The following is a 23,454-nucleotide window of genomic DNA, read 5'->3' as shown; positions in this document are numbered from 1 at the left end:
TTACTCCAGGATGATGGTGTGGGCGTTGGCGAGGATCGGACCCGGGCGGTCATTGGCGAGCACGATGGCCTGGGCATTGAGCACGACGGCGGCGTAGCGGTAGCCGACGGTGATCTCTGTGCCGAGATTGGCGCCGCTGGCTGCGGTGACGCGTGACTGGCTGGTGGCACGCACCAGGATCTCGTCGAGGTGCGAACGTAGGCTCTTGAGGCGCTCGGCGATCTCGAGCACCTGGGCAATGCCGGTCTGGGTAACCGGGGTCTGGTTGGATTCCAGCCAAAGCTTGAAGGTGTAGGGCGCGCCGGCGGGGGTCTGGTTGAACCACTCCTGGACGCGGGCCTCGATGCCTAGCGCCCCGAGGGCATCCTTGACCGAGCCAATGGTGCCCTTGTGGCGCTGCACGGCAATCGCCACGTGGATGCTGTCGCGCTTCTGCGCATCGCTCCAGGCCTCGTCCCAGTCATCAACCGAGAAGGCCCAGGCCAGCCAGGGCAGTACCTGGGGCGGACAGGTGTCGGGATTCCACACCTCGCGCACCACCACCGGCACGCTGCCGAGTTCGCCGGCGGCCTCGGCGACGGCACGCTCGAGGGCTGCGGCGTTGGGTGGTAGCAGCTCAGACACCGGTGCCTCCCAGGGTCACGGTGACGTCGGTGCAGTAGGCGGCCTCGCCGTCGCCGATCACCAGGTCGGCAGACGGGCTCGCCAGGGTGACGTTCTGCACACCCTCCTGATGCAGGGCGGCATAGAGTCCCGAAAGAGTAATGTCGTAGCCGAGGCGATGCTGCTCGACCGCATAGGTGGTCACGGCGTCGATTGCCGCTTGGCGGACCAGCATGGCGTCGGGACCGCTGAACACGGTGAGCGTGGCGTCGACCGTGTACTCGGTGATCGCGGCAGACTGCACGGTCACCTGGTCGGTCATCGGGCGGATCTGCTCGGCGTTGAGCGTTTCGGCGACGCTGGCCTGCAGCTCGGGCGACGCTGCGCCGTTGGCTTCGCGGGAGAGCACGTAGACGGTGACCTGCCCCGGGGCGGGGGTAATCGCCTGGGCATCGCGGACCTGGGCATCGGCGCCCAGGGCGTGGAATTCATAGCTGCCCTTGCTGCCGGCGGTGGTATAGCCCTCCGGCGAGAGCTGGATCCGCCGGCGAAAGTCGGCGTCGCTTTCAAAGGTGGGTGACACCGGTGGCACGGCGTCGGGATCGCCCTCGTCGATGACCAAGCGTTCGACTTGGTAGTTGGCTCCGATTTGGTCGAGATCGCTGTCACGGGCGTAGGCCAGCATCACCGCCGTGGCAGCCTCGTTGACCCGCTGCCTCAAAAGCAATTCGCGGTAGGCGCTTTCCTCGAGCAGCTTGGTCAGCGGCTCGGATTCCAGTTCGAGCACGGCCTCCACGGCGGAACGCTGCTCGACACTGACCAATTCCAAAAGCGCGGCCTTGCGCTCAGCGAGAACAGTCTCGTAGTCCAGACCCTCGACGACGACGGGGGCGGGGAGCTGAGAAAGATCGACTGCGGTGTAGCCACCTGCCATCACGCATTACTCCCTGTTGAAGTGCCGAGCGGCACGGTTAGGTCGAAGGCTTCACCGGTGTCGTTGAGCCGAGCGGTCATCTCGAGGACGAGGGTGCCGGGGCGGTCCGCGGGCGCCAGGCGGGTGATGCGCTGCACGCGGATCCGCGGCTCCCACTTCATCAGCGCGACGACGGTAGCCGAGTAGGCGCGCAGGGCGGTGGCCCCGTGCAGCGGCTGGTCGATCAGCTCGGGCAGCAGCGAGCCATAGTCGCGGCGCATGACCCGCGAGCCGATCGGCGTGGTCAGGATGTCGCGCACCGACTGTTGGATGTGGGCGATGCCATCGATGGCACGGCCGCTGCTGGCGTTCATTCCAGGCATTACACGGGCCCCTTGGTGTTGCTGTTGCCGGCGACGACGCCCTTGTGGGCGTGGTCGTGGCCGACGTTCTTGCCGTTGTGGGTCAGGCTGCCGCCCTGCTGGTCGTAGGCTCCCTCGCGACTCATGGCGCCCTGGTGGTTGATGTCGCCGACCCAGGCGGTGCCGCCGGGGGCGCTGATCTCGATGGAGCCGGGCAGGTTGATGCGCAGCCGGCTGGCTGCATGGTCGTACTCGAACAGCGCCTGGTCGGGAAACAGCCGCCGCCACAGGTCGGCACTATCCGCCGGCGCCGGGTGGGCGACGGAGAACAGCCCGCTGATCACGAAGCCGGCGGCGGGGTCACCACCGGGGGAGAACACCACGACCTGCTCGCCCTGGGTGGGCGGGTCCCAGTCGCGGGTGGCACCGGCGCGTGCCTCGATCCAGGGCAGCCAGTTGGTCAGCAGCTCCCCGGACTGGACGCGCACCCGGGCACGGGCATGATCCACCTCGGCGATGGTGCCCAGGCGGATCAGGTTGTGTATGAGGCGCAGCAGTTCGACGAGATTCATGCCCGCTATCGTGCGGGCCGGCGCGGAGTGCGCGAAGCGGCAGCGGGTGTGACTGCGGGGACTTACACCGAGGCAAGGTGCTTGATCAAGGCGTCGCGGATCCGCGTCCGGTCCGCCTCGGTGAAGCCGAGCAGTTCGCGTTGCGGGTACTCGATGGTGGGGCCGTTGCGGTCGACCTGATCGCGAAGGCCATACTGGTGAGTCTTGGCGATGCGCGCCACATTACCGAAGAAGCCCACCACCGCGGTATCGCCCTGGGCGGTGGCCTTGAGCCACTTGGCGGTGGCCAGCTTGCCGAACATCGCCCGGCGGCGGATGCCGCCCTGGCGGGCGCGCCACTTCTGGGGCTGGCGAGGCACGAATTCGCTACCGTCGGGATTGCGCTGGGCCTTGATGCGCTCGCGCTGGCCGCGGCGCAGCTCGCACGCCAGGGACCGGGCCAGGGCCCGCCGTTCCTTGGCGTCGAGCCGGGCCAATAAGGGCCCGGCCCAGTCGGCCAGCTGCTGCAGGTCGTCAGCCATTATCAGCCTCCCAGGCGCTGGCCAGCGCCCAGTCATCCTCGCCGGGCTCGCGGGTATAAAGCTGCCACTGGGCGGCGGGGCAGGTATCGCGCTCGAAGCGCAGGGTGACGTGCTCGGCCTCGATGCGACCGCTATCGCAATCCACCCGGGCGATCACCCGCTCGCTGAGGCGTAGGCGCAGGGCGAGGTCGACGGCGTCGTTGCTAAGGATCTCGGCCTCGAAGGTGAGCGCCTCCCCGGGGTCGACGTCCGGTTGGTATTTGGCGAGCCACTGCAGTAGCGGCAGCATGACGGTATCCAGATCCTCGGCGAAGTCGGTCAGGACCAGCTGGGCGGCGAAGGCGTACTCGTGGGAGAGGTTGGGGCCGCGGTGGAACTCGATGCTGCCCTCCTCGACGAAGGTGAGCAGGCGGTCGGGATCCCGGGCGAGGGCCGGAACGGCGGCGATCAGGTGCTTGCGCAGCAGGTGCAGCTTCTTCATGGGCGAGCGTCTCGTTGGCGGTGATCCAGGGCCTCGATCAGGCCGTTATGACGCGTGGCGCAGCCGTGGTACTGGCTGGCCCAGCCGCGCAGTGTCAACGCCACGTCCCGGGCGGTGCCGTCAGTCAGCGGTGGCAGCGTCGTTGGGCAGGGCGTCAGCAACGTCTGCTGAAGCGGGGGCGCGGCCGGCGGCGGCGTCGTTGAGCAGCCGGACAAGCCGAGGCTCAAGGCAAACGCGCCGATAAATGGGCTTCTCGATTTCACGGATGACCCCTCGGTCGATGATGCGCTCATTGGCCTCGAGCTCGGCCAGTCTGGCCTCGACGGCACCGGCGATCTCGGACTCGCGAGCCATGGCGGCGGCGATAGCCTGTTCGATGGCGCGCTCGGCGGTGAGGCGCTGGCTGTCCTCGAGCCAGCCCCGGGCCAGCCAGCCGGCGGTGGCGGTGGTGGCTAGCACCAGAACGGCGGCGAGCAGGCGGAGCCGGGTCATGCGGCGATCTCCAGATCCTGGGAGTGGCGCCGGTAGGCGGCGGCGAGCTTGGTGTCGTAGTCGTTCTTCGCGAAGGCCGGCCCGTTGTAGCGCCGGGCGAAGTCACGCCAGTCGCGGCGACGCAGGGCGGCATGGAGCCCACGGTCGGCGGCGATGAAGCGCACGAAGGCGTCGAGCTGGGCGGCCTCGTCGCGCTGCATCGCGATGACGAAGGCTTCGGCACTCTCGTAGCCCAGCGCCTGCCAGTGGAAGCCCATGATCTGAAAGGCACCCCAGGACGCGGACTCCCAAGCGCTGGCCGGATGGATGGCGTGGGCGCGGTCCAGGCGCCGGTGCTCGCGGATCCCGCCGACGTAGCCGCCGGGCTTGTCGTTGACGATGTCGGGCTGACGGCGCTGCCAGGGCACCGGGTCGATGCCGTGATGGATCAGCCGGCGGCGCATGATGTGGCGCTCGAAGAGGATCACCGGCTCGCCGCTGGGGTGAAAGCCACTGCCCCGCGACTCGACCTCGTTGACGGCCATGATCGCCGCGAGCTCGACACCCAGATACTCGGCGGCCAGCACCAGGTCGATCTGGCGCAGGGCGAGGGGATCCGGTTTGCCGCGGTGCAGGGCCTCGCGGGTCTTGGGGCCGGCGAGGCCATCGATGATCAGGTCATGCTGACGCTGGAACGCACGCACTGCCGCTTCCGTCTCGTCGCCGTACCAGCCATCGATGGCGAGGTTGTGACCGGCGCGTACCAGATCGCGTTGCAGGGATTCGACCCGGTAGCCGGTGTCTCCATGGCGTAGCAGCATCACAGCCTCCTGAGCTTGATGACGTGAGCGACGTTGCCCCGGGCGCGCACTACCAGCCAGGCCAGCACCGCCATGATCAGGGCGATGCCCCAGCCGGCGGGATAGCCGCTCTGGGTGATGATGCGGATGGCCACGGTGCCGGTGCCGGCGATCAGCAGCCAGGCGGTGCAGGAATAGCCCAGCCGGTAGCGGGCCCCGCGGCGGCGAAAGGTCAGCAGCCGAACGCAGATGAGCAGGGCACAGAGCAGGGTGACGAGAGTGGGGGTGGTCACTTGCGGCCTCCCAGTAGCGACTTGATGTCGAGTGTCTTGACCCCTTCGATGGCGCGCAGTCCCGCGGTCACCGCTGTGGCGCTAGCGATGAACGCCGACACCGCGCTGTGCGGAACCCACTGGCCCAGCACCGGCGGGCCTCCTAGGTAGCCGATCAGCAGGCTGATCAGCAGGTAGATCAGGCGCACGACGATCGGCAGGTCCTTGGCGCTGATCACGAACAGCGTGGCGCCGCAGAAGGCGCCGATGACGGCATTGGCGTCGACGCCGGGCAACCAGCCGACCAGGGCGGCGAGTCCGGTGGCGGTGGCGACGGCGGTGGCGGTGCTGGGCTCTGCCATGTGTTCCTCTGCGTACTTCGCGCGTCTTGTGGCGCTGGTTATCGCGCTGGTTTGGCGTTTGCCGGGCGCGTTAATAGGTTCAGTCCCACAGCTGCACGGTGGGGGAGCGCTGCGGCTGTGGCGTGGCCTCGGGCAGCTGCACCGATGTGCCCTGGGGCAGAGTCGGGCCGAGGTTGGCAATGCCGTGGTTGAGCTCAAGCACCTGCTCGGTGACACCTGCCGTGCGACCGAATACGCGATGGCAGATGGCGTCGAGGGTGTCGTGCTGCTGGGCATAGACCGTGCGAGGCATCAGATCAGCTCGATGGTGCTGTGGGGCCGGCCTTCGATCTCGGCGATCGCCCAGACGGCATCGCGACGGTAGCTGTCCGCCGGATCCATCAGGCTCTCGGCACGCTCACGGCCGCTGTTGGTGGTGTCGTAGTCGGCGTAGCGTTCGATCAGGCTGGCGTGGGCCATGGAGTAGACAGCCCGCTGATAGAGTCCCTGGTAGACGCCTGGGGCTTGCCAGATGGGGATCGGCACCTCATCGATGCTGGCGTGGCCGGCGTCGACCTGGCGGGCCTGCCATTCGCGCAGGGTGCGGTTGACGGTGGCGATGGCCGCGAGCAGGGCACCCTCGATCCTTGCCTCGGTGATGGCGCCGTCCAGCCGATGGCGATCGCGAAAGTCGGCGGGCGCGATGTCGGGCCAGAATCCGTTGTTCTGCACCGGCTCCGCGGCGGGGGCGCTGGTGGTAGCGGTCGAAACGAAGCTGTTCATCCGGACTCCTGGTTGAAGGGGGTGGGCCGGGTTGCGAGCGGGTCTGCTATCGGCCTGCTCTCACTCGGCGCCCCCTGACGTCGGCGTGCGACTCGGTGGCAGCGTCAGGCCCCGTTCTGGGGAGAGCCCTGATCGCCGGCGTTCTGTTGCTTGGCTTTTTCTTGCTGAATCTGGCGCTCGACGCGTTCAAGATCCTTCTTCACCCCAACCTTGTCGTTCAGCGCCAGGGCGCGCTCCAGGCTGGATTGGGCCTCGACCAGCTGGCCGGCGGCGCGCTGGGCATAGCCCAGAGCCTTGAACAGCTTGGCGCGCACCTGGTCGTGCATGTCGGCCTGGCGGGTCATGATCTCGGCGTCGATCAGCTGCTTGAGCAGCGCCAAGACATCGGCGTCTTCCTCATCGAGCTGCTTCAAGCCCTGGTCGGCGACTTCCTCGGCGATGATCGCCGCGGTGGAGCGCTCGAACTGGTCGGGCGGATTGAGATCGTGGGTGAGGGCGTAACGGGCAATGGTCACGGCGCCGGCGATATCTCCGGCATCGATGCGCCACAGCATGACTCGCATCAGCACGTCGTCCTGGGCGCCCTGGCCGGCCTCGAGCACGCCGTCGACGTAGTCGGCGTACTTGGGCAGGATCTCGCGCTTGATCTCGGCCTTGCGCTCCATCGACTGGGTCGACTTGAGGCGGCGGTAGTCCTCGAACAGGGCGGCCTGCATCAGCTCATAGGCGGGGCCCTGCATGGGGGTCTCGCCGGCATCTCCCGCCGCTTGCGCGGCGGAGACCCGTTGGAAGTGGCGGCGGGCGGGACTGGTCATCGTGGCTCCTTATCAGACGCTGAAGTCGCCCAGCTCGATGTTCTCGATCAGGCAGCCGGCGCCGAAGTCCTCGACCACATAGGCGTCGTTCGAGGATTCGAAGTTCTCGATGCGGTTGCGCTTGGGGTTCTCGCTGACGTAGCGGCGGCGGGCGCCGTTCTGCCAGTAGATCGAGAGGTTATCCAGGGTAGTGATCAGGATGGCGTTGTCGGGGAAGAACGGCACCTGGAGGCCCTGCTGACCGCCGATGCGCTTCTGGCTGATGATCACGTCCATGGCCTGCTGCTCGGTGGGCGGCTGGGTCTGGTTGATCAGCGGGAAGTACTTGTCGGCCATCAGCTTGCGCCCGACGATCGCGACCAGGTCGGTGGCGTTGCGGAACCACGGATCGATCAGCTCGTTGACCGCGTCGTAGACCACGGCGTCGAGGTTCTCGTAGTCGCCGCCCTTGCCCACCTTGAGGGTGCCGGCGGTGGCGCCTTCCTTGAGCACTCGGGCAGGGGCCTTGGTACGGTAGTGCTGGAGCCAGCCGATGTTGACGTCCTGCAGCATCGGGTTGGTGGCCGGATTGGTCTGGGCGGCGGCGGAGGTGCCGTTGAAGCCGATCATGATCCGGTCGAGGGCCTGCTGGCGGACGATGGCATCGCGCACCAGGGCCTGGAAGTTGGGAAACTTGGCCCAGGCGTCGAGCTTGCCGTAGCCGAGGTGAGTATCGAACTCGGTCAGGCGGCACTCGTAGCCGTTGGCGTCCAGCGTCGAGAGGTCGCGGGTCTCGCGATCTTTCTGGCTGACGTCGGTGCGCGCGGCGATCGGGCCGGAGACGCCGAGGGCGAGCTTCTCCCCCTTCAGCTCGTCGACGCCGATCATGTTGATGCGGCCCAGGAAGTCGCTGGACTCCTGGATGCGCTTCTCCAGGCGCTGCTGGACGCTGGGGTCGACGGCGAATTTCTGGGTGGCTTCCGGCACGCCGTTGAGCTTCGCCACCTGGGAGGCGAACTGGTTGAAGAGGATGCGGGTATCGTTGCGCATGAGCGGGTCGGTTCCTTAGCAGTCGGTGACGATGCCGCCGTCGTTGCCGGTGGCGCGGGAGCGGTGATGTTGGGTGGAGGGTTCGTTGTCGAGCCGGGTGTAGAGCTCGTTGAAGCGGCGCTGCAGTTCGCCATGGGCGGTCTTCAGTTCATTGAAGGCCTCGGCGGTGGGGCGCTTTTCGAGGTCGGCCTCCAGCGCGGCGTGGCGCTTCACGAACAGCTCGAGGGTCTGTTCCAGATCCTTGCTGAAGGCGTCGAATCCGGCCTTGGACTTGGCGTCGTGCTTCTTGAACAGGGCGGTGACGCGCTCGGTCAGGCTGGGCCCTTTCTCGGGCTCAGGCGCCGGATCTGAGAAATCCAGCTCGGTCTCGACGGCGGCGGTGAAGAGGTTGTCAATCTTCTGCTTGCGCGCGGCCAGCGGTGACGCCTGGCCCTGCTGGGCGGAGAACTGGAGCATCTCGGTGCCCAGGCTGGCGGGGCTGTCGGTGACGGCCAGGCCGACGAAGTAGGCCTCTCCCGTGCCGGCGAAGTCCGGGTCGACCTCGATGCTGGTGTAGACCTTCTGTCGCTCGCCGTTGATCTGCTTGAGCTTGTCGGTGGGGTCGATGTCCGCGAACAGGCCCAGCTTGCCGTCCTCGACTTCCTCGGCCTTGACCGCTTTCACATCGCCAAGGGCGGGGAAGGGGCCGTCATGGAACATGCCGCGCATGTGCTCCATCCACACACGGGCGCCGTATTTCTTGGGGTCATAGTTGCCGGCCATCTGCGTGATCCAGTCGCGCGAGATGATCCGGCCATCGGTGGTGGCGCCTTCGGTGGCGACGCGGAAGAAGGGCATGGGGTGTCCTCGGTTCATGGGCTCTCGGTGCTGCCGTCAGGTTCCGCGCAGAGGGCTTAGGGCTCAACGCGTTGCCGGTGTCGCTGGGCCGACTTACACCGAGCCCCGCGAGGGCGCCGTCGCGCGCGCGGGTACGCTGGGCGGCATGACGACACCGACGCCCGACCTGGACATCCTCGACGCTTCACGCCTCTCCGCCCGGCACCTGTACTGGACGGGGTGGCGCATCGCGCGTATCGCCGAGTTCCTGGACGTGCCCCGGGCCACCATCGACAGCTGGAAGAAGCGCGATGCCTGGGACGACGCCACTCCCACCCAGCGGATCGAGGGCGCGCTCGAGGCGCGTCTGGTCCAGCTGATCTGGAAGGACCAGAAGGAGGGCAAGGACTTCAAGGAGATTGACCTGCTAGGGCGGCAGGTCGAGCGGCTGGCCCGGGTGCACAAGTACCAGGGCAGCGGGAAGGAGAGCGACCTCAATCCCAACATCGACCGGCGCAACGCCGGGCCGAAGCGCAAGCCCAAGACCAACGACGTCGGCGACGAGGGCGTGATCCAGATCGTCGAGGCCTTCGAGGCCTCGCTATTCGACTACCAGCGCACCTGGTACCGGGCCGGCCAGCATGAGCGGATCCGCAACCTGCTGAAGTCGCGCCAGATCGGCGCGACCTGGTACTTCGCCCGGGAGGCGATCGCCGATGCCCTGGAGACCGGCAAGAACAAGATCTTCATGTCGGCGAGTAAGGCCCAGGCCCATATCTTCAAGCACTACATCGTGCAGTTCGTGAAGGAAGTTACAGGCGTCGAGCTGAAGGGCGACCCGATCATCCTCGCCAATGGCGCCGAGCTGCACTTCCTGGGGACCAACGCCAAGACGGCCCAGGGCTACCACGGCGACACCTACCTGGATGAGTACTTCTGGATCCACGGCTTCGAGACGTTCCGCAAGGTGACCAGCGGGATGGCGATGCACAAGAAGTGGCGCCAGACCTACTTCTCGACGCCGTCGAGCGTGGCCCATGAGGCCTATCCGTTCTGGACCGGCGAGCGCTTCAACAAGCGGCGCAAGAAGGCCGACCGGGTAAAGATCGATGTCGGCCATGCGGCGCTCAAGGACGGCGCCCGCGGGCCGGATGGCCAGTGGCGCCAGATCGTCACCATCGAGGACGCCATCGCCGGCGGCTGCGACCTGTTCGACATCGACCAGCTGCGCCTCGAGTACAGCGATGACGAGTTCGCGAACCTGTTGATGTGCGAGTTCGTCGACGACACCCAGTCGGCCTTCCCGCTGGCGATGATGCAGCGCTGCATGGTCGATAGCTGGGACGTGTGGCGGGATATCAAACCGCTGGCCCCGCGGCCCTATGGCGAGCATCCGGTGTGGGTTGGCTATGACCCCGCCGGCGACGGCGAGGATGGGGATGGTGCCGGGCTGGTGGTAGTAGCACCGCCGCGCTCGATGAACGGCAAGCACCGGATCCTCGAGAAGCACCGCATCAAGGGCAGCGACTACGAGGCCCAGGCCGAGTTCATCCGCGGCGTGACTCGCCGCTACAACGTGACCTTTATCGGCATCGACACTTCGGGTCTCGGCGAGGCCGTGGCCCAGCTGGTCGCCAAGTTCTTTCCCACGGTCACCCGCTACCGCTACACCCCCGAGATCAAGGCCCGCCTGGTGATGCAGGCCCAGCAGATCATCAACAAGGGGCGGCTCGAATTCGACGCCGGCTGGGCGGATCTCGCCCAGTCGTTCATGGCGATCCGGCGCGGACTCACCGCATCGGGCCGCCAGATCACCTACACCGCAGGGCGCAACAACCTGACCGGCCATGCCGATCTGGCCTGGGCGACCATGCATGCCCTGCACAACGAACCCCTGGACGGGCCGGCGGAGCACGGCACCGGACGATCAATGATGGAGATGTTTGGATGAGCGAGCCGCTTGCAGAGAAGCCCCGGGTGCGGGTGCCGGCCTACCGCGCCGACGGCGGTGGCGGTGGCGACCAGGTTCCGACGCCGGCGAGGGCCGAGGCCTTCAGTTTCGGCGATCCGGTACCGGTGACCGATGGCTACGACTTCTTCTACACCGGGTGCTGGATGCTGGGCAGCGAGTGGTATGAGCCGCCGGTGGACTTCCCGGCGCTGGCCCAGACCTATCGCTCCACCGCACATCACGGCAGTGCCATCCAGGTGAAGCGCAACATCCTGGTGCGCTCCTTCGTGCCGCACCCGCTGCTGAGCCGGCAGGCCTTCAGCGCGCTGGCCACCGACTATCTGGTGTTCGGCAACTGCTACCTCGAGCAGATCCGCGGGCGCCTCGGCAAGCTGCTGCAGCTGCGCCCGGCCCGGGCCAAGTACGTGCGTCGCGGGGCCGATCTCGACCGCTACTTCTGGGTCCCCAACTGGGCCGATCGCAGCGAGTTCGCCCGGGGCAGCTTGATCCACCTGCTCGAGCCGGACATCAACCAGGAGGTCTATGGGGTGCCGGACTACCTGGGCGCGCTGCAGTCGATCTACCTCAACGAGAACGCCACGCTATTCCGGCGTAAGTACTACCTGAACGGCAGCCATGCCGGCTTCATCATGTACGTCTCGGACGCGGCCCAGAACCAGGAGGACATCGACGCCATGCGCAGTGCCCTGAAAGAGAGCAAGGGCGTCGGCAACTTCCGCAACCTCTTCCTCTACAGCCCCAACGGCAAGAAAGACGGCATCCAGATCATCCCCATCAGCGAGGTCGCGGCCAAGGATGACTTCGCCTCGATCAAGAACATCACCCGCGACGATCAGCTCGCCGGCCACCGGATCCCGCCGCAGCTGATGGGCATCATCCCCAACAACACCGGCGGCTTCGGCGATATCGAGAAGGCGGCGAGGGTCTTCGTCGCCAACGAGCTCGAGCCGTTGCAAGCCACCCTCAGCGAGATCAACGACTACCTGGGCGAGGAGGTCGTTAAGTTCCGCCCCTACTCATTGGATGCCGGCGGCGCGGCGCCGCTCGATCCTGCCCGCTGACAACTCACGGCAAGCCGCCACCTCGCCGCCCACCCGGGCGGCTTTTTTTCGCCTGTACTCCATCACCCCAGACACCCCCTGGCCCCATCGCGCCCCCTGGCGCGCCGTCGACACCCCGCCCCGCCTGCGCGCTAAACCTGTCGTTTTCTATGCACCCATGCGTCACGGTGCAGCCCGCCCAGGCACTGGGCTTCCTCACGAAGGGTGGGGGGATGGTTTTCATTCGGAATCATGCGAAATCAACTAGATGGAGGGGCAGCGGGTATGGGCCTCCTCAGAGGGAGTGGGGGGTGCTCGGAAAAAGGTAACATCGGTCACGGGGTATCTCTTCGGCGCTTATCTTGCTGTTTTTCATAAAAAATCTTGTAACCGTAAAAAGGTCGCAAAAGGTAACGCAAAAGGTAACGCTCTGGTAACTATCTGATTTTTATGGATTGTTGAAATTGAAGATATCACCTCTTAAAAAGGTAACGCATCACCTTTTCATCACCTTTTTGTTACCTTTTGGACACCCGTTCGAATTGCTTTTAAATCATCGGTTTAAGCCATTTTTTGGAAACCCATTACCTTTGTTACCTTTTTCCGAGCCCCCCACGGATTCTGAGAATCCCTCCGCCTATGATGCGTGCACGCGCGTCACGTCACGCTCTATCAGCACACTTCGCACTCGTCCGCAGAATCGAGCATTCGAGGAGATATCAGCAAAGCAGCGATACAGCCATACGGACATGACAAAGCCGGATCGCGCCGGCTCCGTTGAAAAGTGGGTCTGTGTACCAGAAGTGTACCAGTTGGCTGATAAGGCCCGTGGTTCAGGGCTTTGTTGTCCCATCCATCATCGGCGCGACGGAGAACGTCCTATCCAGCGCAGGGCGCGCGGTGCCAGTATTCATGCCGGTTGTGGCATTTGCCATATCATTCATGACTGTTCATATTTACAGTGGTTTTGTCCTGTTTTGCGCCATGTGTTGGTACAGATTTGGCACACGGGGCGTTGGCAATTTGGTACATCGAGGAGGTTCGCGTGGCGACGATCAGGAAGCGTCGGCGAAAGGACGGCAGTTTCTCATACCTGGCTCAGGTCCGCATCGCCCGCCGTGGGCAACCAGACCACTCGGAATCCAGGACGTTCCCACGCAAGGCGATGGCGGAGGAGTGGGCTAAGCGCCGAGCTCGAGCTGAACAGCCCCGGCGGGGTTCTCTCGGCGAAGTGGAAGGGGGTGACCCTGGACGACGCCATCGAGCGCTACATCCACGAGTTCGCTCAGGACGCCGGCCGCTCGAAGCGAGCCACCATCCAGCAGCTGCTGCGCTTCCCGATCGCCCGGGTGCAGATCAGTGAGCTGACCAGCGAGCAGATCATCGGACATGCCGTCATCCGACGCGACAGCGGCATCAAGCCATCGACGATCAATCAGGACATCACCTGGCTGGGGATCATCTGAAAACGGCCGCGGCCGCTCGGTTTCCGTGAGGTGGGTCATCACTGGGCGATTACAGCCTTTCGGCGCCCGGCTCACGGTGGGGGAACGATGGCTTCGGGATGGCTCATCGGTTAGGCTTCCTTAATGGAGTGAAAGACAGTTCTGCGCTGTTCTGGATGGGGCATCAGCGCTCGTAGAGTGCGGCGTACTTGCGCTGGAGGAAATGCTCCTCCAGCTGGCCGCGCAGGTTGGCGAGTGCGTCCTCGATGGCATCGTCGTCCCGGCGAGCGGCGATCAGCCCGCAGGACAGCCGGGCCGTGGCATCGGCCAGGGTGCGCTCCTCGAGCGCCTCAAGGTCGGCCAGCGGGTTGTTGACCCCGCCGACGTTGGGCGAGGAGTACTCCAGCAGCCACTGGCGCATGTAAGGCGAGCACTTGGCGAGCTCGACGCGCAGGCCGCGGCCGGCGATGACCGTTCGCTCGAGCGGGAGGAGGTGGAGTCCACGCTGTACTTCCCCACCGAGTAGCTCGCCGCCCAGGGGCTCGATCCGGCCCAGGTGGTCGGGGTGAAGGTTCGCGGCGACTCGATGGACGGCACGCTGGCCGATGGTGACTGGGTGCTGGTGGACCGCAGCAGCCGCGACCCGCACCCGGAAGGGATGTTCCTGCTGCTCGTACACGGCGAGCGGCGCATCAAGCGGGTGCGGCGCCTGGCTGCTGATCAGCGACAACCCGCGCTATGAGAAGGAATTGATCAAGCCGCAGGATATGAAGGACGTGGAGATCCTCGGGCGATGTGAGATTCGGATTGGACGGGTTTCCTAGTTTAAATAATAGAATTAAGTTTTTTGTTTCTCGCAGGGGTTGACCGGGTAATTGGAGGAAATGTGACTTGTTTGAATCGTTACGCTGTCTGGAATAATAAGGGCGGAGTTGGTAAAAGTACAATTACTTTTCATCTGGCTACGCGCTATGCAGAAGAAAATCCGGATAAGAGAGTATTAGTTGTTGACCTTTGTCCTCAGTCTAATTCAAGCATGATGTTGCTGGGCGGAGGCGTTCAGGGTGAAGGTCACGTTCTTGACTTTTGTAGTCAAGGAACACCTAGAACTGTAGTGGGTTACTTGAGTGAGGTGCTGGCAGGGGGTATGGGTGCACCCCTTCCTGACTATCGTGATTATATGGTTAATGTTTCAGACTACAATGAAAATCTTGATGAAAACTTATATCTGATGTGCGGTGATGGTAATCTTGAGCCAATGGCTCCAGCTATCAGTGGGGCAGCGTCAGCGCCTAAGTTGACTTTGACAGGAATGGACCCTTGGGAATGGGTGCATCTTGTTTTTAAGAAACTGATCGAAAATGTAACAGACGGTGATGAAGAATGGATGGTGTTTATTGATACCAATCCAAGTTTTTCGATTTTCACAGAGTTAGCAATTTCAGCTGCAAACAGACTGATTACTCCTGTGAATGCTGATGACTCTTCAAGGGTCGCGGCAAATGCTATGTTTATATTGCTTCATGGGCAATACCCCCCTCATCCAATTTATGGCTCTTGGACGTTTGCTAATCGGGCTCATGAAAGAAACATGGAAGTTCCAAAAATTCACGTTATTGTGGGTAATCGTTTGACTCAGTATGTAGGTGCTGCTTCTGCTTTTGAAGCTCTTTCTGATGCTACAGCAACTGCTTTGTATACGGCTTATCAGCATCATCCGCAATATTTCACTGCAAGGGAAGATGAAGTTGAAAGTGTTGGCGATTTTAAAGAAAAATACTCTGTTCCGCTTAGAGACTTTAATACTGCAGGTGTGGTTTCAGCCCACTTAGGTATGAAGGTTTCATCGCTGAGGCAAGGCTACTATCCGATGTATGGTCATGATATTAAGGTGAATAGAGACAGGATTGATGAGTGTGTAGAAGCCCTTGATGAAGTAGTTCAGTCAATCAGCTGATGTTCTTTATTCATGATGAGGCATCGACGAGTGTGCGGCCGCTTCACTCTCTATAGCCCATACCCCAAGCTCTCCCAGGCTCTGCGCCTGCCGCTGGAACCGGGAGAGCTGGTGCCGCGCTACAACGTGGCGCCGGGCACTTCAGCGGGGCGGTATGGATGATTAAAAAAGCCGGCATTAGCCAGCTTTTTCGAATTTTTAAGCATGGTGGTTTTTATGTTTGTCATATAGTTCTATGACATGGTTTTCAGAACTTCCACGCTTAATAATTGAGTTAATTTTTGAGGCCGTCATGCTGATTAGGCAGACTGGCGAAAGATAAAGCACAAGCATTAGTGAGTTATTCGCCATGCTTTCGTGAAAAAGTCTTATGGTACTATTTCTTATTTCCTTGACTTCAGGGCAAATGTTTTTCGGGGGGGCAGCGTTTTCACCCCTCTCACGGTTCTCATCTCGCTCCATTTTTGCAAGCGCTGAGATATAGTTGACGAAAGTTATCTCGTCATTCTCATTGATGATGAACCTCAATATATCTGTTAATTTTTTGAGGTATTCGCTGTTTTCTTCAGATATGTTTTGGGTGCTTTCAGCAAGTTTTATTTTATTGGCAGCTTCAAGCTTTATTATTTCACTGAGAGCCGGCTTCAGGAAAAAAGCATGAAGCAAGTGTATTACGCAGACAGCGATTATAAAAGTAGCAAAGTATATCATTTTGGTACTCCTTGTTCTCGCATTGTTTAGCTGATATTCATTTCAGCTCTGGCGAGTTTTGCATTTTTCCCAATTTTCTGTATTGCTCTGATCCACAGGATAAGAAAGATGAAAGCAAAGCCCCAACCAGTACCATAAAAAACTTGGTCGTTTCCAAAACTTTTGTTCCAAGCGTCTAGAGTTATTTCTCCGACGGTTTTGTCTGGTATCTTAATAAACCATGTAATAAAAATAATGGCTAGAACGCACGTTATTATCTGCCCGCTATCTAGCCCTTTTTTCAAAAAATCCCACACGCTAACGATCCTTGCTCAGATGCGTGACATTACCACGCCTATATTAGCCATGGGGGTTGTGTAAGGCAATGTATGCCTAGGTGCTGCTATCGAGCTAGCACAGGAGTAACAATTAAGCTTTTGTTTTTACTATTTTTTCTGAAAAGAGTGAGTGATGAGGCGTGAGAAGCTTCGCTGAGATCCTGGCTGACCTCGGTGATCAGCCACGCGGTGGCGTCGATCTCGCGTTTCCAGCCGTTCAGCGTCACTGGCGTCTCGGGATAGGGCTCGGGGCGGCCCCTTCACCTCACACTGCACCCGTGTGCCAAAGCCGCTGTCGCCCAGGGAGTGCTCCACCTCGGTGACCAGCCAGGGCGTGGCGTCAGTCTGGGGCTTGAAGCCGCTGACCCTCAGCGGTGACTCGGGCAGCACGTCGGCTCGGCCGTGGGCCATCGTCAGCTCGAACTCGGCCAGGCCGCGCTGGATGCGGCGCCATTCGGCCCGGGCGGCGTCCAGGGCGTCGGCCTCGCTGGCGTGGGTGGGACGCAGCTGCTTGGCGTTGTCGTCGCTGCCGGCGAGCACGCTCTGGCGCTCGGCGCCGTTGGTGTCGTTCCAGAAGGCCTTCACACCCGTGTAGGCGTCGCGGTTGGTGGTGCTGTAGCGGTGATGGTCGCCGTCGCGGCGCGCCAGGGTGACGCAGGGCATGGCCAGGCCGCTGGCTGTTCTGCGCCTGGCCCGCCTGGGTGAACAGTAGCCGGCCGTTCACGCGCGGGGTGATGTCGGTGCTGCCCAAGGTAATGCGGTAGCCTGGGTGGCGGTAGCGGCTGGCGGTGGCGTCGGGCATGCGTAGGATCCCGCCAGGCGGGCGACCGCTGAGGTGGTGAGGCAGTTCGATCAGACGACGCAGACCCCGAGCGGTGGTAGCCTGAAGGCTGATGATGCTGTCTGGAGAATAGTGGATGACAAGGGCGCTATACGCGGCAATCCCGTTGGTGCTGGCGGTCATGTTGGCCGGCTGTGGCGGCGAGGAGACGTCGCCGCCGGAGTCTACCGAGGCGGCCGCCGACAGGACGACGGACGATGAGATGAGCGTGGCCACCGAGAGCCGTGAGCCGGCCTCTACCGAGGAGGCGCCCGAGGTGCCGCCCTTCGATGAGCCGGTGACGTTCGAGTTGAGCTCCCGACTGGAAAGCGACCGGCGCCTGACGGTGGAGGGCGAGACCAACCTGCCCCAGGCGACCCGCCTGCAGGTGATCGTGGAGCGCGAGCTCAGCGGGGTGCGCTGGCGGGAGCGTGTGTCGGTGGCGGAGGGGGGCTTTGTGGCAGGCCCCTTCGGCCCCGGCAGTGGGCTGCCGGATGGTGGCTACCGCGTTACGGTCGATGTTCAGGAGGGCAGCGTCCAGCCGCGTTCGGTGCGTGAACGCCTGGGTGAGGAGAATGAGCATCTCAGCGGGCCTCTGGTTCAGCAGTCGCGGCATGGCCTGGGGCAGGTGGCCCGCTATCGCCAGCGTTTCCTGGTGGGAAGCGAGACACGGCGCACCCACGATCAGGTAGAGGTGATCCGGGTCGAGTAGCCCCGTCGGTCGTTACCAGGGGACGGGCTTGCCTGCCCAGTCGAGAAAACTGCCGCTGGACTCCGGGCCGCACTCGCCAAGTACCGTCAGCAGGCGTGAGGCAACGAAGCTCGGAGACAGCAACTGCTCGGCGGGCACCCGGGCCTGGAAGGGGCGCGAGAGGCCGGTGTCGGTGGTGCCGGGGTGCAGGCAGACTACCGCCAGTTCTGGGTTCAGGCGCTTGAGCTCGATGGCGGCGGTCCGCATCAGCATATTGTGGGCCGCCTTGCTGGCACGGTAGGCGTACCAGCCACCCAGCCGGTTGTCGCCGATGGAGCCTACCCGCGCCGAGAGGCTTGCCACCAGCGCGGTGTGCTTCCCCTTCAGGTTGGGCTGCAGGGCCTGGAGCAGAAGGGAGGGTGCCACAGCGTTGACGTGAAACAGATGCGTCAGGCTCGTGGGGTCCAGATCATCCAGCTTCTTTTCCGGGTGGATCCCCAGATTGGCATCGTGCAGGGTGCCGATGGCATTGAACAGCAGATGCAGTGGTGCTTCCCCCATCCGCTCCGTCAGTGCCTGGTAGCCCTCTTCACGAGTGAGGTCGGTGGCCAGCGCCTCATGGCGAGGGTCATCCATGGCGGGCGGGCAGCGGCCGACGGCGATCACCCGCCCCGGGCGTGGGTCTGCCAGCAGCGCCTCGACCAGCGCGCCGCCGATGCCACCGGAGGCGCCGGTGACCAGGGCAGTGAAACCTGGGGGAAGGGTGGGCAGCATGGGGGGCTCCTCGTCGGGTTGCCAGACATGGACCCCTGATCCCGCCGATGATTCCCGGGCCACGGCTGCCGAGGCGTCGGCAGGTGCGTATAATGCGAGCACTCACTCATCCACCCACCCTCGGATCCGGGACACCGCAACGACATGACCGTACGCACGCGTATCGCGCCGTCACCGACCGGCGATCCTCACGTCGGCACCGCCTATATCGCCCTGTTCAATCTCTGCTTCGCTCGCCAGCACGGTGGACAGTTCATCCTGCGCATCGAGGACACCGATCGCGTGCGCTCCACCGCAGAGTCTGAGCAGATGATCCTCGACTCGTTGCGCTGGCTGGGCGTCGAGTGGGATGAGGGGCCCGATGTGGGAGGCCCCCATGGGCCCTACCGTCAGAGCGAGCGTGGTGATATCTATGCCGAGCACGCCCGCCAGCTGATCGAGTCGGGTCATGCCTTCAAGTGCTACCGCACCAGCGAGGAGCTCGATGAGCTGCGTGAGTCGCGCAAGGCCGCCGGCATGCACCTGGCGCTCAAGCCCGCCGATCTCGCCCTGCCCGCCGACGAGCAAGCGCGTCGGGAGAACGAGGGCTGGCCCCATGTCGTGCGCATGCAGGTGCCGGCGACCGGCACCTGCATCATTCAGGACATGCTGCGCGGCACCATCGAGGTCGACTGGGCCCAGGTCGATGCCCAGATTCTGCTCAAGTCCGACGGCATGCCCACCTACCACCTGGCCAACGTGGTCGACGACCACCTGATGGGCATCACCCATGTGCTTCGGGGTGAGGAGTGGATCAACTCGGCGCCCAAGCATCAGCTGCTCTACGAGTACTTCGGCTGGGAGATGCCGGAGCTTTGCCATATGCCGTTGCTGCGCAATCCGGACAAGTCGAAGCTCTCCAAGCGCAAGAATCCGACATCGATCAACTACTATCGGCGCATGGGCTATCTGCCTCAGGCGGTGACCAACTACCTGGGCCGCATGGGCTGGTCGATGCCCGACGAGCGTGAGAAGTTCAGCCTCGATGAGATGATGGCCCACTTCGATATCCAGCGGGTCTCGCTGGGCGGGCCGGTCTTTGACCTGGAGAAGCTGACCTGGCTCAACGGCCTCTATATTCGTGAGGATCTCGACGACGAGGGGTTCCTCAAGGCGCTGATGGAGTGGGCCTTCAACGAGCAGTACGTGAAGGAGATCCTGCCCCAGGTGCGCCCGCGGGTCGAAACATTTTCCGAGGTCGCCCCCCTGGCCGGCCACTTCTTCTCCGGTGTGCCGGCGATCAGCGAGACCAGCTTCGACGCCGTCAAGCTGGGCCGCGAGGACCTGGTCAAGCTGCTGCAGTTCCTGGTGTGGCGCTTCGAGGTCCTGCCAGCCTGGAACAAGGAGGCGCTGCTTGGCGAGGTGAAGACGCTCTCAGCACACTTCGAGATGAAGATGAAGGACCTGCTGGCGCCGGTCTTCATTGCCATCACGGGCTCGAGTGCCAGCACCTCGGTCATGGACGCCATGGCGATACTGGGCTCCGACATGACCCGGGCGCGTCTGCGTCACGCCATCGCGGTGCTGGGGGGCGTCTCCAAGAAGCAGGCCAAGCGCTTCGAGAAGGAATACAGAGAGCTGTAACCCCCTGGGGAGCTGAACCGGGCTTCGCCCGGCGCCGTAAGCGCTAAGTTTGAAGAAAATCGACGCCACCGGCTATTCCGGCGGCGTCATCCTGGCTTACGGTTTGAGTTACTAGAGCAAGGCATAAAAGGGGTTGACGAAGGGGAGGGGAATCAGTAATATACGTCTCGTCTTCACGGCACACGGGGCCTTAGCTCAGCTGGGAGAGCGCAACACTGGCAGTGTTGAGGTCAGCGGTTCGATCCCGCTAGGCTCCACCAACCGTGCCATGCGTGAAGATAACGTCCCATTCGTCTAGTGGCCTAGGACACCGCCCTTTCACGGCGGGAACAGGGGTTCGAACCCCCTATGGGACGCCACCTTCCTTCGAGAAAGGGCATCCTGCTGGATGCCCTTTCTTGTTCTCCGATGTCTATCCCCGGCGGCGATCACTCCTCGAGATTGCCTGCCATCGATCGCGATTCCGCGACGATTTTCACTTGACTTGTCCACTTTGCGGCGTTCCGGCCGGCTGGCTGTGCACAGCCGGCCGGGAATGCCCGTGGCGCCGATATCTGTCTAAAAAGTCTTGTAAAACAATAAGTTAAATCAGGTCAAAAAATGATCAATCTGAGCCCAGGCCGCTTCCCATGGCGATTGTGCGACCTTTCGGAAGGGTTTTGAACAGGGTTATCCACAGAAAGTGTGGAAAACGTCAGGGCGGTGGGGAAAGGGGGGTTGCGGCGGCCATGACGGGCCGCCGCGGAGGGGTCAATCGAGCTTCATGGCGCGCAGACGGCGCAGCAGGGAGGAGGTGTCCCAGCGACCGCCGCCCAGCACCTGTAGGTCGGCGTAGAACTGGTCGACCAGGGCGGTTACCGGCAGGCGAGCCTGTAGCCGACGTGCCTGCTCCAGACAGATACCGAGATCCTTGCGCATCCAGTCCACGGCGAAGCCGTGCTCGTACTCATCGGCGATCATGGTGGCGTGGCGGTTTTCCATCTGCCATGAGCCGGCCGCGCCCTTGGCGATGACGTCCACCACGCGTTGACGGTCGAGGCCGGCCTGCTCGGCGAAATGCAGTCCCTCCGCGAGTCCCTGGACCAGGCCGGCAATGCAGATCTGGTTGACCATCTTGGTCAGCTGGCCGCTGCCGGCAGGCCCCATCAGCGTCACCGCGCGGCCGTAGTGGTCGAGCAGTGGCTCGACGCGAGTGAAGTCGGTTTCGTCGCCGCCGCACATGATGGTCAGGGCGCCGTTCTCGGCGCCCTGCTGGCCGCCGGAGACCGGGGCGTCGATAAAGCCGATACCCCGTTCTCGGCAGGCGGCGTCGAGTTCCTCGGCGAGGTCGGCGGAAGCGGTGGTGTGGTCCACCAGCAGGCTGCCTGGGGCCATGCCGTGAAGGGCGCCATCCTCACCCCGGGTGACCTGGCGGACATCATCATCGTTGCCGACGCAGACCAGCACCAGGTCGGCTCCGCTGGCGGCGTCGCGGGGGGTGGCGTGGTGGCTGCCGCCGTACTCCTCGCTCCAGGCCTCGGCCTTGGCCGGGGTGCGGTTGTAGGCGCGCACGTCGAGGCCGGCACGGGCCAGGTGGCCGGCCATGGGGTAGCCCATGACGCCCAGGCCGATAAAGGCGACTGTCGAGATCGTGTTGCTCATGGCTCTCTCTTCATATGGGTGGTCGAACGCTGACAGGATGCAGAAAGCCGCCCGAAGGCGGCTTTCTGCAGCATAACGTGTGCGGCGACGGGGCGCGCGTAACCGGGCTTACTTGCCGGGGTAGTCGCGCTGGTCGTGGCCGGTGTAGAGCTGGCGGGGGCGACCGATCTTGTAGCTGTCGCTGAGCATCTCGTTCCAGTGGGAGATCCAGCCGATGGTCCGGGAAACCGCGAAGATCACCGTGAACATGTTGGTGGGGATGCCCATCGCCTTGAGGATGATGCCGGAGTAGAAGTCGACATTGGGGTAGAGCTGACGCTCGACGAAGTATTCGTCCTCCAGGGCGATCTGCTCCAGACGCTTGGCGATCTTCAGCTGGGGGTCGTCGATGCCGAGCTCCGCCAGAACCTCGTCGCAGGTCTCCTTCATGACCTTGGCGCGCGGGTCGAAGTTGCGATAGACGCGGTGGCCGAAGCCCATCAGCTTGAAGGGGTCATCCTTGTCCTTGGCCTTGTCGATGAAGCGCTGGATGTTCTCCTCGGAGTCGTCGCCGATCTCGTCGAGCATCTTCAGCACGGCCTCGTTGGCGCCACCGTGGGCCGGTCCCCACAGCGCGGCGATACCGGCGCTGATGCAGGCGAAGGGGTTGGCGCCGGTGGAGCCCGCCAGGCGCACCGTGGAGGTGGAGGCGTTCTGCTCGTGATCGGCGTGAAGCATGAAGATGCGGTCCATGGCGCGCGCATAGACCGGGTTGATCTTGTAGTCCTCGCACGGGGTGCTGAACATCATGTAGAGGAAGTTCTCTGCATAGTTCAGATCGTTGCGCGGGTAGTTGAACGGCTGGCCGACGTTGTACTTGTAGGACATTGCCGCGATGGTCGGCATCTTGGCGATCAGGCGGATGGCGCTGATGGTGCGATCCTGCTCGACGTTGATGTCCATATGGTCATGATAGAAGGCGGCCAGGCCACCCACCACGCCGCAGAGGATCGACATCGGATGGGCGTCGCGGCGGAAGCCCTTGAAGAAATTGATGATCTGGTCGTGGACCATGGTGTGGTTGCGCACGCGGGACTCGAAGTCCGCGTACTTGGCGTCATCGGGCAGCTCCCCGAACAGCAGCAGATAGCACAGCTCGACGAAGTTGGACTGCTTGGCCAGCTGGTCGATCGGGTAGCCACGGTGCAGCAGCACACCCTTGCCGCCATCGATATAGGTAATGGCAGACTGGCACGAGGAGGTGGCCATGAAGCCGGGGTCATAGGTGAACAGACCCTCGGCGCCGAGTCCGCGGACATCGATCACGTCGGGGCCTAGAGAACCCGAATAGACGGGCAGTTCGATCGTCTTGTCCAGGCCGTCAACCGTCAGCGTCGCTTTCCTGTCAGCCATGGAAGGCCTCCTCTCGAGTTCGTTTAGGGCGATAAGTCATTCATTCTTCGACATCTTCGCTGGGGGAGCCGGCGAAAAAGGTTTGCCCACTATAGAAGCGTCCCAGCGATTGTCAATTGGTCAATGGTGCGCTGCCGCATGTGCGAGGGTCCTGCTCATGTCCAGGGATTGTCGAGGAATTGATGCGTAGCACCATAATGGGCTGCGGGGTGCCAATGGTGCAATAAAGCCTGAACGAAAGGGAGGGCGGCAGGCTTTGCACCATGGTCTAGTCAGGGAGCTCCCGGTTTGT

Annotated in this window: 29 protein-coding genes and 2 tRNA genes; 9 read left to right on the top strand and 22 right to left on the bottom strand. The window is 63.1% G+C overall.

Annotated features, from left to right (window positions below; genetic code table 11):
* The 15 genes from RM463_RS03735 to RM463_RS03665 all read right to left on the bottom strand — a co-directional run bounded on the left by RM463_RS03735 (position 1) and on the right by RM463_RS03665 (position 8,818).
* Positions 1-624, bottom strand: a complete 624-nt coding sequence (locus RM463_RS03735) for a phage tail protein I (protein ID WP_311429024.1) — start codon at positions 622-624, stop codon at positions 1-3.
* The gene (locus RM463_RS03730) at positions 617-1,537 is read right to left on the bottom strand and encodes a baseplate J/gp47 family protein (RefSeq protein ID WP_311429023.1); all 921 of its coding nucleotides are present in this window, start codon (positions 1,535-1,537) and stop codon (positions 617-619) included. The genes RM463_RS03735 and RM463_RS03730 overlap by 8 nt, the downstream gene beginning before the upstream one ends.
* On the bottom strand, positions 1,537-1,899 hold the full coding sequence (locus tag RM463_RS03725) for a GPW/gp25 family protein (protein WP_311429022.1): 363 nt from the start codon (positions 1,897-1,899) through the stop codon (positions 1,537-1,539). The genes RM463_RS03730 and RM463_RS03725 overlap by 1 nt, the downstream gene beginning before the upstream one ends.
* Positions 1,899-2,450 carry a phage baseplate assembly protein V gene (locus RM463_RS03720; protein ID WP_311429021.1) on the bottom strand — a complete coding sequence of 184 codons (552 nt, stop codon included), beginning with the start codon at positions 2,448-2,450 and terminating at the stop codon, positions 1,899-1,901. The genes RM463_RS03725 and RM463_RS03720 overlap by 1 nt, the downstream gene beginning before the upstream one ends.
* A gap of 62 nt (positions 2,451-2,512) precedes the next feature.
* On the bottom strand, positions 2,513-2,971 hold the full coding sequence (locus RM463_RS03715; protein WP_311429020.1) for a phage virion morphogenesis protein: 459 nt from the start codon (positions 2,969-2,971) through the stop codon (positions 2,513-2,515).
* Positions 2,964-3,452 (bottom strand): phage tail protein, encoded by a 489-nt coding sequence (locus RM463_RS03710; RefSeq protein WP_311429019.1) that lies wholly within the window; start codon positions 3,450-3,452, stop codon positions 2,964-2,966. Before RM463_RS03710 ends, RM463_RS03715 begins: the two co-directional genes overlap by 8 nt.
* Before the next feature lie 120 nt (positions 3,453-3,572).
* On the bottom strand, positions 3,573-3,944 hold the full coding sequence (locus tag RM463_RS03705) for a hypothetical protein (RefSeq protein WP_311429018.1): 372 nt from the start codon (positions 3,942-3,944) through the stop codon (positions 3,573-3,575).
* On the bottom strand, positions 3,941-4,744 hold the full coding sequence (locus tag RM463_RS03700) for an N-acetylmuramidase family protein (protein ID WP_311429017.1): 804 nt from the start codon (positions 4,742-4,744) through the stop codon (positions 3,941-3,943). Before RM463_RS03700 ends, RM463_RS03705 begins: the two co-directional genes overlap by 4 nt.
* Entirely contained in the window at positions 4,744-5,016 is a 273-nt protein-coding gene (locus RM463_RS03695; RefSeq protein WP_311429016.1) for a phage holin family protein, read from the bottom strand. Before RM463_RS03695 ends, RM463_RS03700 begins: the two co-directional genes overlap by 1 nt.
* The gene (locus tag RM463_RS03690; RefSeq protein WP_124804023.1) at positions 5,013-5,357 is read right to left on the bottom strand and encodes a putative holin; all 345 of its coding nucleotides are present in this window, start codon (positions 5,355-5,357) and stop codon (positions 5,013-5,015) included. The genes RM463_RS03695 and RM463_RS03690 overlap by 4 nt, the downstream gene beginning before the upstream one ends.
* A 79-nt stretch (positions 5,358-5,436) precedes the next feature.
* Positions 5,437-5,649 carry a tail protein X gene (locus RM463_RS03685; RefSeq protein ID WP_311429015.1) on the bottom strand — a complete coding sequence of 71 codons (213 nt, stop codon included), beginning with the start codon at positions 5,647-5,649 and terminating at the stop codon, positions 5,437-5,439.
* The gene (locus tag RM463_RS03680; RefSeq protein WP_311429014.1) at positions 5,649-6,119 is read right to left on the bottom strand and encodes a head completion/stabilization protein; all 471 of its coding nucleotides are present in this window, start codon (positions 6,117-6,119) and stop codon (positions 5,649-5,651) included. Before RM463_RS03680 ends, RM463_RS03685 begins: the two co-directional genes overlap by 1 nt.
* A 104-nt stretch (positions 6,120-6,223) precedes the next feature.
* Positions 6,224-6,934, bottom strand: a complete 711-nt coding sequence (gene gpM, locus RM463_RS03675) for a phage terminase small subunit (protein ID WP_311429013.1) — start codon at positions 6,932-6,934, stop codon at positions 6,224-6,226.
* A gap of 12 nt (positions 6,935-6,946) precedes the next feature.
* Positions 6,947-7,963: a phage major capsid protein, P2 family gene (locus RM463_RS03670; RefSeq protein ID WP_311429012.1), complete on the bottom strand. Its 1,017-nt coding sequence runs from the start codon at positions 7,961-7,963 to the stop codon at positions 6,947-6,949.
* A 15-nt stretch (positions 7,964-7,978) separates the two neighbouring features.
* Positions 7,979-8,818, bottom strand: a complete 840-nt coding sequence (locus RM463_RS03665; protein ID WP_311429011.1) for a GPO family capsid scaffolding protein — start codon at positions 8,816-8,818, stop codon at positions 7,979-7,981.
* A gap of 127 nt (positions 8,819-8,945) precedes the next feature.
* Between RM463_RS03665 and RM463_RS03660 the strand changes: the two genes are divergently transcribed.
* The 3 genes from RM463_RS03660 to RM463_RS03650 all read left to right on the top strand — a co-directional run bounded on the left by RM463_RS03660 (position 8,946) and on the right by RM463_RS03650 (position 13,257).
* Positions 8,946-10,730 (top strand): terminase large subunit domain-containing protein, encoded by a 1,785-nt coding sequence (locus RM463_RS03660; RefSeq protein WP_311429010.1) that lies wholly within the window; start codon positions 8,946-8,948, stop codon positions 10,728-10,730.
* Positions 10,727-11,812, top strand: a complete 1,086-nt coding sequence (locus tag RM463_RS03655; protein ID WP_311429009.1) for a phage portal protein — start codon at positions 10,727-10,729, stop codon at positions 11,810-11,812. The genes RM463_RS03660 and RM463_RS03655 overlap by 4 nt, the downstream gene beginning before the upstream one ends.
* 1,220 nt (positions 11,813-13,032) lie before the next feature.
* On the top strand, positions 13,033-13,257 hold the full coding sequence (locus RM463_RS03650) for a hypothetical protein (RefSeq protein ID WP_311429008.1): 225 nt from the start codon (positions 13,033-13,035) through the stop codon (positions 13,255-13,257).
* Positions 13,258-13,420: 163 nt separating this feature from the next.
* Here the strand turns inward: RM463_RS03650 and RM463_RS17500 are convergent, their stop codons facing one another.
* Entirely contained in the window at positions 13,421-13,657 is a 237-nt protein-coding gene (locus RM463_RS17500; protein WP_409229138.1) for a hypothetical protein, read from the bottom strand.
* A gap of 165 nt (positions 13,658-13,822) precedes the next feature.
* On the opposite strand from RM463_RS17500, the gene RM463_RS17495 reads away from it, so the two are divergent.
* Both RM463_RS17495 and RM463_RS03640 read left to right on the top strand, forming a co-directional pair.
* On the top strand, positions 13,823-13,978 hold the full coding sequence (locus RM463_RS17495) for a helix-turn-helix transcriptional regulator (RefSeq protein WP_409229140.1): 156 nt from the start codon (positions 13,823-13,825) through the stop codon (positions 13,976-13,978).
* A 153-nt stretch (positions 13,979-14,131) separates the two neighbouring features.
* Positions 14,132-15,193, top strand: a complete 1,062-nt coding sequence (locus tag RM463_RS03640) for a ParA family protein (RefSeq protein WP_311429006.1) — start codon at positions 14,132-14,134, stop codon at positions 15,191-15,193.
* 198 nt (positions 15,194-15,391) lie between these two features.
* Here RM463_RS03640 and RM463_RS03635 read toward each other — a convergent pair whose 3' ends face one another.
* The 3 genes from RM463_RS03635 to RM463_RS03625 form a co-directional block, all read right to left on the bottom strand.
* Positions 15,392-15,904, bottom strand: coding sequence for a hypothetical protein (locus RM463_RS03635; protein WP_311429005.1), 513 nt, complete (start codon positions 15,902-15,904; stop codon positions 15,392-15,394).
* A 26-nt stretch (positions 15,905-15,930) separates the two neighbouring features.
* Positions 15,931-16,200, bottom strand: coding sequence for a hypothetical protein (locus RM463_RS03630; RefSeq protein ID WP_311429004.1), 270 nt, complete (start codon positions 16,198-16,200; stop codon positions 15,931-15,933).
* 129 nt (positions 16,201-16,329) lie between these two features.
* Entirely contained in the window at positions 16,330-16,884 is a 555-nt protein-coding gene (locus RM463_RS03625) for a contractile injection system protein, VgrG/Pvc8 family (RefSeq protein WP_311429003.1), read from the bottom strand.
* Positions 16,885-17,138: 254 nt separating this feature from the next.
* On the opposite strand from RM463_RS03625, the gene RM463_RS03620 reads away from it, so the two are divergent.
* Positions 17,139-17,753 carry a hypothetical protein gene (locus tag RM463_RS03620; protein WP_311429002.1) on the top strand — a complete coding sequence of 205 codons (615 nt, stop codon included), beginning with the start codon at positions 17,139-17,141 and terminating at the stop codon, positions 17,751-17,753.
* 12 nt (positions 17,754-17,765) lie between these two features.
* On the opposite strand, the gene RM463_RS03615 is transcribed toward RM463_RS03620, so the two are convergent.
* Complete coding sequence (locus RM463_RS03615) at positions 17,766-18,506, bottom strand: SDR family NAD(P)-dependent oxidoreductase (protein WP_311429001.1); 741 nt, start codon at positions 18,504-18,506, stop codon at positions 17,766-17,768.
* A 144-nt stretch (positions 18,507-18,650) separates the two neighbouring features.
* On the opposite strand from RM463_RS03615, the gene gltX reads away from it, so the two are divergent.
* The 3 genes from gltX (at position 18,651) to RM463_RS03600 (ending at position 20,488) form a co-directional block, all read left to right on the top strand.
* Positions 18,651-20,129: a glutamate--tRNA ligase gene (gene gltX, locus RM463_RS03610; protein WP_311429000.1), complete on the top strand. Its 1,479-nt coding sequence runs from the start codon at positions 18,651-18,653 to the stop codon at positions 20,127-20,129.
* A 184-nt stretch (positions 20,130-20,313) separates the two neighbouring features.
* Positions 20,314-20,389: transfer RNA gene (locus RM463_RS03605), tRNA-Ala, on the top strand.
* A gap of 23 nt (positions 20,390-20,412) precedes the next feature.
* Positions 20,413-20,488: transfer RNA gene (locus RM463_RS03600), tRNA-Glu, on the top strand.
* 391 nt (positions 20,489-20,879) lie between these two features.
* On the opposite strand, the gene RM463_RS03595 is transcribed toward RM463_RS03600, so the two are convergent.
* Positions 20,880-21,770, bottom strand: coding sequence for an NAD(P)-dependent oxidoreductase (locus tag RM463_RS03595; protein ID WP_311428999.1), 891 nt, complete (start codon positions 21,768-21,770; stop codon positions 20,880-20,882).
* A gap of 108 nt (positions 21,771-21,878) precedes the next feature.
* Complete coding sequence (gltA, locus tag RM463_RS03590) at positions 21,879-23,162, bottom strand: citrate synthase (protein ID WP_195687015.1); 1,284 nt, start codon at positions 23,160-23,162, stop codon at positions 21,879-21,881.
* Positions 23,163-23,454: the final 292 nt, after the last annotated feature.

Origin of the sequence: Halomonas sp. LES1 (assembly GCF_031846005.1) — a bacterium.
In the GTDB taxonomy this organism is placed as follows: Bacteria; Pseudomonadota; Gammaproteobacteria; order Pseudomonadales; family Halomonadaceae; genus Halomonas.
Note: the sequence above shows the minus strand (reverse complement) of the source record. Positions and strands in the feature narration are given on the sequence as shown.